The sequence below is a fragment of the Natrialba sp. INN-245 genome, from assembly GCF_009807105.1.
In the GTDB taxonomy this organism is placed as follows: Archaea; Halobacteriota; Halobacteria; order Halobacteriales; family Natrialbaceae; genus Natrarchaeobius; species Natrarchaeobius swarupiae.
This window is the reverse complement of record NZ_WUBV01000023.1, coordinates 1-8,965: the sequence shown is the minus strand read 5'-3', so window position 1 is coordinate 8,965 and position 8,965 is coordinate 1. Positions and strand designations below refer to the sequence as shown.

The window sequence follows — 8,965 nt, the reverse complement described above, 5'->3', positions numbered from 1 at the left end:
GGGATCGACCTGATTTTCATTCCATCAGGTTCACCGCACCTGAATCCAATCGAACAAGTCTGGGATTATCTCAAATGGACGATGGCGCCGATCGTCGTTGAGAACGAAGACGAGTTCAAAAACCTTGTTCAGGAGACTTTCGAGAAAATAACGCAACGCATCAGCTTCGCAAAGAAGTGGTGCGAGAAGTTCCTTGACTTTCAGAAGTTATCTTAGTCATTAACGCGACGGTGGCTCTCGAAGGTGTTCACGTGCGCGTCCTCATCGACGTATTCTCCCTCACCATGAATCACAGCGTTTCGTTCGTAGTTCTCGTCTTCATCTAGCGGGTCATATGCTCGAAATCTGTCTGTGTAGACGGTCAGCGGCTCCTTCTCGCTGTTTTCGAGGAGGAGTCGCACAGTCGATTCGTCGGCTGATTTCGCCGGCACGACGTACCGTTGATCGGTGCCACGGTCATCAATCGTGAACACTGGCGGTTTGTCCTCGGCGTAGGTTCCTCGGCCACGTTTCGAGAGACCACGCGAGCGCGACCAGGAGTCGCGCTCACGGCCTTTCAGCCCAGCAGAGACGTAGACTTCGTCGATCTCAACCGGGCCGGCAAGATCGATGGAAGGTGCGTCGAGCGTTCTGGCGAACTGCTCGACGCGCTGCCGAAGTGTGCGATAGGAAACGTTGAGTTCAGCGTCTAGCTGGCGAGTACTCGTGTTGAATCGGATAAACGAGTAAATTGGATTCTGGTGAATCACTAGACGGCGTCGGATTGGGGACTTAAGCTACGGGAGATCGCGGCGAGAAATTTCTTGTGCTCGTTCTCAGCGGTAGCTATCTCCGCAACAACCTCGATTGTCCCTTGTCGAGGGCAGTTACAACGCACGCTCAACAGCCGAACCCCGACGCCCTATGGCGATTCACCAGAGCCGTAAATTGCGAAGAACAACTTATCGAGGCCGATCTTCGCATGCGCGAAGATCGTGCCGGTTTTGTCGTTGAACGTGCGTCCACAATCCTTACAGCGCTACCGTTGAAACTCTCGATAGCTGCCGTACTTGATCACTGTATCAGACCGGCAGCGCGGGCATTGGAGGCCATCGCGCCAGCGAACCTGCTGGAGCAGGTTCGCGGCGCTCTCCTCTGAACTAAGCAGTTCAAACGGGAACATTGTATCTATCTGGGTGACGCGTGAGCGTCACCCTTGCCCGCTATGCTTTCACAGCGGTAACTCTACCTGACCAACAATCTACTTCACAAGAGCACTCCGTGAAACTGAAAACTACCTTAACGAGATGCCCGGTATCCTCGCTGTGTTTGACCTCGATGAGGCACCGCACTACAGCTCGTTCTGTCAGTGGGAACAAGAGTGTCAGATGCGTGACCTCCGCCGCCTGCTCCCTTCTCCGGATATATCCGGGAGAGGCATCGCCGCCGTCACCGGAACAAAGGAGCAAAATACCATAGTTTTGACCCTTCAGCAAACGCCGTCAGTGACAGGTGCTGCATCTTTTGACTCCAAGAACCCGTCTCTGACGCCGTGAGGCTGTGAAGAATCGACCCTACCCCGACGCAGTCTTGCGTTCAACAAGGCAATCTACGTTCAAGGTTTCTCTGAGCAGGTCGGCGAGTTTCATGAGCACTTCTCGCCACCACCTGCTCGTTCCCCAAACCCTCATCTAGACAGTGCCTCTGCTTGCAGAAGGTGTGACTAAGACCAACCAAGCAGACGGTTCAATCCACGAGGACTAGCTTCTTAACTTCCTCGTCAATCGTGTTGACAAGGAAGTTGAGATTGACTTCGCTCCCAATGCCGAAACGACGTCTGAAGATATTTGCGAGGTTCTCGTCGGCGCATGTGCCGACGGAACCTCAGTCTCGACACTCTGCGAGAAGAGCAAAGATTTACCCCACCATAACACGGTTCTCTACCACCTTCGTGAGAAGTTCGACCTGGAGTCGGTCGAACGAATCGGCAACACGATGCTTCAGAAGGACGTTCTCGACGTGCTTCCCGAGCAGGTGGAGGTCTGCGCAGACCTCCACCTGCGGCCTTACTACGGTGACGAAGACGAGACTGACGGCCTCTATCACTCGGAAGCAAAGCGTGGAACCACTGCTTTCCACGCCTATGCCACACTCTACGCGCGTGTGAATAATAAGCGATTCACGTTGGCAGCGCGCCGTCTCGAAGACGGCGACGCTGCCAGCAGCGTCCTTGCAGCGTTTCTCGGATTCTCGACGGCCTTGACTTCAGCGTCAAGGCCGTCTACCTTGATCGCGGATTCTACGACAGCAAGTGTCTCACGTTGCTTCAAGCGCACAACCACGCCTACATGATGCCGATCGTCCGCTGGGGAAAGACGATCAAGCAGGAGCTCTCCGAAGGCTGGAGTCGAGTGATCCAGCACGACTTGACGGCGACACTCGACGGTCACAGCTGGGCCGTCGAGTTTTCCGTCTACATCGACTGTACCTACCAGAACGGGCGCTACGACGAACATGGCGTGGCGCGTCACGGCTACGCCGCTGACGCGCCGTTCATCGACACGCCACGTGACGCCCGATACCACTACGCGAAACGCTTCGGTATCGAGGCCAGCTACCGGCTGTCCGAGCAGAGTATTGCAACGACTTCGACGCAATGTCCGGTGATACGGCTGTTGTTCGTCGTGGTGAGTCTCCTGTTGCAGAACGTTTGGCGGTATCTGCACTGGGAATATGTGGCGACGCCCCGCCATGGAGGGCGTCGCCTCTGGTCCTGGTCGTTCAAGGAGTTCATCAACATGATCCGACGGGCAGCGTGGACGGCCCTCGCGGTGCGTTGGGCCGTCCCCGCAAATCGGTCCCCTGACGCCGGTTCCACCGATAAGCGCCGACCGGGGAAGCTCTGTTCGTGAGTGGCAACGCCGTCGCGTCGGCGGCGCTCAGCCGCCGACAGCGACAGTTCCCGCCAATCTTCGAGGAGAACTGACCCAATCACCGTAACCTACGACAGAAATCTGGCTTCAGACCGACTCAACTGAAGACGCCTTGTGAGGTACTGATAATTGGATCAGATGTGCGTGGCGTTCGCCGGCGTGTGAATAACAACTAAATTTGGAAAGATTTAAGTACTTTTTTCAAACAGTGATTGATATGCTTCTGGAAGAAGTAACAACAGAAGATGCAGAAGAAGCATTTCAAAGTGGAAAAGTTGCCGTATTACCAATAGGTAGTATTGAACAACATGGCCCTGCATTACCTCTTTGTACAGACATTATAACTGCAGAAACAGTGGCACGAGGTGTAAGTGACCGAAGCGATACTGTCGTCCTTCCCACAATACCGGTAGGGGTTAGTCCCCATCATATCCAGTTCTATGGAACTTTATCTGTATCTGATGATACTTTGAAAAGATATATTGAAGATGTTTTAAAGAGTGTTATCGAACATGGTATTGAAAAGTTCATCATAATCAATGGCCATGGCGGCAATATGAACGCTATCGAAAGCGTCGCTCAAGAGTTCTATCGTGCTGAATCTGCTTTTGTCATTCCGTGGAATTGGTGGGATGGGATTAGCACACCACCCACAGAATTGTTCGATGACGATGTTAAAATTCCTGGCCATGCGGGCGCTGTCGAAGGGTCTATGATAGCAAACATTTCACCACAATTAATTGATGAGAGTAAATTGAATAAAGCTGTAGAAACAAAAGGCGATAGAAGTCGATTTGACCATCCTGATTTCCGTGGATTTGATTTAGCAGATTTTACCGATAACGGAGTTCACGGCGATCCGAGACGAACTTCCGCTGAGGCTGGTAAAATCCTGTGCGAGGAATCAATAATGTCCTTGGAAAACCTTATTGATTGGTTAGTAGATCTTCCCGACGAGAAATGTGTACCACTTCCTCACAAATAAGATCGCTCATTTCGATACATTGTTCCGTGTTGAATAGCGATCGAATCGGCTGATATCACGGGTTAGAAGGACGAAGTCGAGGAAATCGAACTTGGTATGGAAATCGATATCCTCGACTTCGTTGAGCAGTGTCGAGACCTATAGTAACCGTTAGAATTTTCCGCCCATAGATTGTTACTATAGATAATGGACCACCTCGATGATATCTCCGTCGAAGAACTCCAAGACGCCCTTGACAGGGTTGAGGGAAACAAGCCGACACAACGGTTGTTAGCAGCGATTGCGTACAAAAACGGCGTGACGCAGACCGAACTTGCGGAGTGGCACGACACTGGTCGAAGAACGATCTACAGCTGGCTCATGCGACTCGATACGGACGAACCGCTTGAGCAAGCCGTCTCTGATGCTCATCGATCCGGGAGAAAACGAAAGCTCTCAGAAACACAGCAAGAAGAGTTCGAACAAACTGTTCACGAACCTCCTGAGGAAGTCGGGATCGACGCGCCGGCGTGGACGCCGGCGCTCGTCCAGGAGTTTCTTGAAGAAACCTACGGCATCGAGTACTCCTATCCGAGTTGCCGGCGGTTGCTCAAAGAAGCAGGATTGAGTTACCAAAAAGCGCGCCGTACAGCCGCCGAATCTGAGGCTGAGGAGCAAGAAACGTTCCGCGAAGAGCTCAAAAAAAGCGGCGGAAAATGGACGCCACAGTAGTCTGCATCGATCAGACCAAGAAATCCGTGCAAGTCGAGCCGCGTGCCGCGTGGTTTCCGCGCGGCACGCGACCGTCTGTCGAACTGTCTGGCCAACGTGACTGGACGTGTTTGTTGGGCGCGATCACCGAAGACGGCGAGCGCTTCTTCTCACTATTCACCGAGTACGTCACCGCCGATCATGCGAAGCATTCCATTCTCGCATTATGCAAAGAATTCGAAGACGATCTAATCGTTGTGCTCGATGGAGCGCCGTATTTCCAGGCATTGGCCGTCACGGACCTGGCGGCCCGTGACGACCTCGCCTTCGTCACGTTACCAGCATATTCACCGGAACTCAATCCAGTCGAAAAGTGCTGGAGACAGCTCCAATCAGCACTTAGCAACCGATTCTTCGACTCGCTTTCTGAGCTGACAACAGCGATCGATACCGCTCTTGATCAACTCTCTATCCCCAAAGTGAGCAATTATTTCTAATGTCTACTATAGCCAAACAAGTGTTGGGGAAGCACGCGGGCGAGCCCGCCAGTGGCGAGTTCGCCCGCTGGGTACACGTCGTTCTGCACTGTTTTCGTCTGGAAGAGGGCCATAGCTACCGTGAAACGCCGAACCGACTGAAGTACATGTCCGAGATTCGTGACGTACTTGGCCTAGATGAAACGAGCTGCCGGACTACAGTACGATCTACAAGTTGTTTGATCGGCTGAAAATGTGGGTGTGGTGGGCGTTGCTGCGCGTTTCAGCGCAGCAACACCCGCAGTCTGGGCACGTAGCTCTCGACAGTACGTTCTTTGACCGATACGCTGCTTCGTCGTACTACCGTCAGCGATCCGGTAATATAGGGATTAGCGTCGCCAACCGACGTGTGTCTGGCCCGTCATGCATCAGCACCTGCCAGTTTTGACCGGCACAATCTATGGATCCGGACGCTAATTCCTATAGTTGGATTCTGGCCCCATACTCGTCCTGGGCCCTGATCTAAAGAAGACGTGCTAGTCAGAGTAGACTTGGGACGGTACTAGCAGTACTTCCGGTGTATAGTGCCAGCAGTTGATTTTCCGCCGTAGAACGCGTCTATCGTGAGGATGAAAGAGACGAGACGTGCTCAGGCGGAAGGGCTACAGTTTCTCAGCAACTACCATTCAGCATTCACGACTCGGTCAGACGGATCATCGTGGCCAAAGGACGACCGGACATGGCAGAACGGCGTTCGGTACTTCCGGGGCCTTTTGCGCCCCGGAAGTCCTACGGCCACGGATATCGCCGACAAAATGCAGGTAGATCAAGAACAGCTCGAACGGTTTGTCCGTGAAAGCCCTGGGAACACGAGAACGTCGAGAAGGAGCTTCAGGAACGCGTTCCCGAAGCGATCCAAGGTCATGACGCTGCGTTGATCATTGATGGGATGCCTATCCCAAAATCAGGGGAAGACATCGTTGGCGTTGTTCGTCAATGGTGCGGTGTCACCGGAAAAGTTGACACCTGCCAGGTCACCGTTAACTGCACGCTCGCCAGTCCTGGCGAGCGGCAGAACTCTGATCAACTCACTTGGCCCTCGGAATGCGTCTGTTTCTCCGGCTCTGTTGAATCACTAGATGGCGTCGGGATAGGTCGCTAAATCAAAGGAGTTGAAGCGGAAGACTGCGAGTGTTCATGACGCAAATCTCCCGCTTCATTAGCGAAGTTGTCCCGGTTGCTCAAACCGTTACTGGTGATGGAGGCGAATCCGCCGCCCCTGAAGGTGGCGGCGGATTCGCCGACTATGCGCTCGTTTCCCTGCATTGTCTGCGGATTTACCTTGACACGTCTTACCGGATGACGATTGACCTGCTCAAGGAGATGCCACAAATAACCGGGGAGATCGGTCTCAGCGCGGCCGATCTCCCCTCCCCATCCACGTTGTGTAAAGCGTTCGACCGAATCAGCATGAGCATCTGTCGAGTGCTGCTGCGCCAGTCGGCGCAGCTGCACGATCCCTCGAAACACGGCGCGATCGACGCTACGTTCTACGAACGATCTGCCGCGAGCCGTCACTACTGCCAGCGAATCAGCTACCGCGTGCAGAAGCTCAAAGTCACGAAACTCGTCGATACAGAGTCTCAAGCCGTCCTTGACGTTCACTGTTCGACAAACCGTGAAGGAAGCGACGCAGACCTTACCGAGCAGATCGCCCGCCGGAACGCGGGCGATCTGCGGTCTCTTGCCGCAGATAAAGGCTATGACAAGCAGTCACTCCGTGAAGCGCTGCGTGATCTCGACATCAGACCGCTGATCAAGCATCGTATCTTCGCGCCCTACGACCACGCACACAACGCTAGAATCGACGAACAGCGCTACAATCAGCGCTCTATGACTGAGACCGTCAACTCGACTGTCAAGCGCTCGCTCGGCTTCGCCGTGCGAGCGCGATCCTGGTTTCGTGAGTTCCGAGAAATCGCCCTGATGTGTGTCGTCTACAACATCAAGCGTGCCGTGAAACAGTGAATTCCACCGCCTTATGGCGATTCAACACAGCCGTTGAACGATTGAACCTCGGAAGTACTGCTAGGCGAACTATTTGGTCGCTTCTTCGACAGTATTGACTAATCTTCCGACATTTTCGATTTCGATCTCGACGGTGTCGTCCGGATACAGCTGGATGTCCTGAAACGTTCCAACGCCTTCAGGAGTGCCGGTCGCGACGACGTCACCAGGTTCGAGCTCAACTCGTGAGGAGAGAAACGAGACGAGGTCTGCGACCGATCGAATCATCATTCTCGTGTTGTCGTCTTGCATCGTCTCTCCATTGACTCGCGAGACGATCGAGAGATTTTGCGGGTCGTCTATTTCGTCGACGACGACGGTCGGTCCCATCGGGGTCGTTTCCTGCATCGCCTTCCCGGAAAACCAATCGAGCATGTTGTCCTCGCCCACTGGCAATTCCAGTTGCAAGTCTCGCGCCGAAGTGTCGTTGAGGATGGTGTAGCCCGCGACATACTCGAGTGCCTCGTCAGGGGAGACGTGACGGGCGGATTCTCCGATTACCGCGGCAAGTTCGGCTTCGTAGTCGATTTCCTGGGTAACGCTCGTGTGATAGGAGATGGGGTCGCGGTGACCGACCAGCGTCCGCGGAAGTTTCATGAAGACGAGTGGCCGTTCGGGTACCGCGCTCCCGGATTCGTCGGCGTGTGCTTCGTAGTTGAGCGCCGCACAAAACACGGTGTTTCGTGCGGTCGTGGGCGGGAGATACGTTATATCCGCTTTGTCGTACGTTTTGCCGTCGATATCAGTAGCGTCCTCTGGCCGAGAGAGCGCGTCGGCGAACGATTCGAATTCACGAGTAACGTCATAAACTAGATCGTTCTCGAAAACACCGATGCGTATCTCGTTACCGACGTGGAATCTTCCGATTTGCATGAAGGAAAAAAGGAGTCATTTTGTCTTAACTATTGTGACGCATGCATTGGTGTCCGGTTAAGCACTGGATCGCCTCATGAAGGCTTCAGCCACTCGCTCGTTGAGTAAGAGCCGTGATTTCTCTGGTTGACGGGCGTCACGAAACATCAACTCCGACAGGTTCGGTGGTGGATGCCCGAGCGACTGGGCCAGCTCTCCAAGGATCAGTATCTCACAAGGCATCGTCAGCGAAGATGGTTTGAAGCCTGATTTCTGTCGTCGACCACAGTGATCGAGTTAGTACTCCTCATAGATCGATAAGGAACCGTCGCGTCGGCGGCTGATCGCCGCCGACAGCGACGACTTTGCTCGATCGTCAGTCAGAAGTACGATCAATCACTACCAATCAGGATGAAACTGCGGCTTCAGCCCGAGTGAGCAGGGAAGCTTTGTGAGGTACTGATCTTAGACATCGCGCCGTATTTCATAGCGAGGGACCTCAAGAAGCAGGCCGTGAAAGCTGGCCTGCTTCTTGAATACCTCCCCTCGTACGCACCAGAAATGAATCCACTCGAACAGTGCTGGCATCAATTGAACGAGGGACGTGCCGACAGACTCTATCGGACACTCCCCGAGCTGAAAGCGTATCTCACGAGCAAACTCCCCACTCTGAACTCACCGAGAATCTATGAGTATCTCTGATGATCCCTGTCAGCTTCGGCCTCCACGTCGATGTATTGGCGGTCGAGTTCATTGACAACGTCGAGGATCTGATTGCCCTCCAAGGGAATGGCGCAGGAGTGATCAGCGCAACAGGTGACCCCCTCGAACGACAGCAAATCGATGCTCAAGCGAAATTGCGGCTGAACGGGTATTTGGACGGGGTCAGAACATATGCAGACCACTCCGCGCCATTCCCGCAACTCATCGGTTATCACCGGATGTGCACTCTCTTTCAGCCGACTCACGAAGTAGCCGTTGTT

General features: G+C 53.7%; 4 protein-coding genes and 8 pseudogenes. 7 read left to right on the top strand and 5 right to left on the bottom strand.

The features are described from left to right. Nucleotides 1-216 (top strand): annotated as a pseudogene (locus GRS80_RS08465) (IS630 family transposase); the annotation flags it as partial. 14 nt (nucleotides 217-230) lie between these two features. Here GRS80_RS08465 and GRS80_RS08460 read toward each other — a convergent pair. Further along, nucleotides 231-731, bottom strand: a pseudogene (locus tag GRS80_RS08460) (IS1595 family transposase); the annotation flags it as partial. Between the two features lie 191 nt (nucleotides 732-922). Continuing rightward, a pseudogene (locus GRS80_RS08455) lies at nucleotides 923-1,162 on the bottom strand (transposase); the annotation flags it as partial. Nucleotides 1,163-1,250: 88 nt separating this feature from the next. Between GRS80_RS08455 and GRS80_RS08450 the strand changes: the two are divergent. The 6 genes and pseudogenes from GRS80_RS08450 to GRS80_RS08420 all read left to right on the top strand — a co-directional run. Further along, a pseudogene (locus GRS80_RS08450) lies at nucleotides 1,251-1,391 on the top strand (IS5/IS1182 family transposase); the annotation flags it as partial. Between the two features lie 307 nt (nucleotides 1,392-1,698). Then, nucleotides 1,699-2,863, top strand: a pseudogene (locus tag GRS80_RS08445) (ISH3 family transposase). A 266-nt stretch (nucleotides 2,864-3,129) separates the two neighbouring features. After that, nucleotides 3,130-3,897, top strand: a complete 768-nt coding sequence (locus GRS80_RS08440; RefSeq protein ID WP_160047161.1) for a creatininase family protein — start codon at nucleotides 3,130-3,132, stop codon at nucleotides 3,895-3,897. Nucleotides 3,898-4,083: 186 nt separating this feature from the next. Beyond that, nucleotides 4,084-5,084, top strand: a protein-coding gene (locus GRS80_RS08435; RefSeq protein WP_160047160.1) for an IS630 family transposase whose coding sequence is annotated in 2 segments (ribosomal slippage) — nucleotides 4,084-4,573 and nucleotides 4,573-5,084 — 1,002 coding nt in all. Because the reading frame shifts where the segments join, the coding sequence is not laid out codon by codon here. After that, a pseudogene (locus GRS80_RS08430) lies at nucleotides 5,084-5,445 on the top strand (IS5/IS1182 family transposase); the annotation flags it as partial. The gene GRS80_RS08435 and the pseudogene GRS80_RS08430, both read left to right, overlap by 1 nt. An 815-nt stretch (nucleotides 5,446-6,260) precedes the next feature. Then, nucleotides 6,261-7,091, top strand: coding sequence for an IS5 family transposase (locus GRS80_RS08420; protein ID WP_160047159.1), 831 nt, complete (start codon nucleotides 6,261-6,263; stop codon nucleotides 7,089-7,091). Between the two features lie 69 nt (nucleotides 7,092-7,160). On the opposite strand, the gene GRS80_RS08415 is transcribed toward GRS80_RS08420, so the two are convergent. The 3 genes and pseudogenes from GRS80_RS08415 to GRS80_RS20670 form a co-directional block, all read right to left on the bottom strand. Then, a complete protein-coding gene (locus tag GRS80_RS08415; RefSeq protein WP_160047158.1) occupies nucleotides 7,161-8,003 on the bottom strand; it encodes a fumarylacetoacetate hydrolase family protein in 843 nt (280 codons plus the stop codon). Nucleotides 8,004-8,060: 57 nt separating this feature from the next. Continuing rightward, nucleotides 8,061-8,210, bottom strand: a pseudogene (locus GRS80_RS08410) (IS4 family transposase); the annotation flags it as partial. Between the two features lie 509 nt (nucleotides 8,211-8,719). Beyond that, a pseudogene (locus tag GRS80_RS20670) lies at nucleotides 8,720-8,965 on the bottom strand (hypothetical protein); the annotation flags it as partial.

Coding starts and splice junctions, on each gene's coding strand:
- GRS80_RS08420 (WP_160047159.1), top strand. CDS start 6,261: ATGACGCAAATCTCCCGCTTCATTAGCGAAGTTGTCCCGGTTGCTCAA.
- GRS80_RS08440 (WP_160047161.1), top strand. CDS start 3,130: ATGCTTCTGGAAGAAGTAACAACAGAAGATGCAGAAGAAGCATTTCAA.
- GRS80_RS08415 (WP_160047158.1), bottom strand. CDS start 8,003: ATGCAAATCGGAAGATTCCACGTCGGTAACGAGATACGCATCGGTGTT.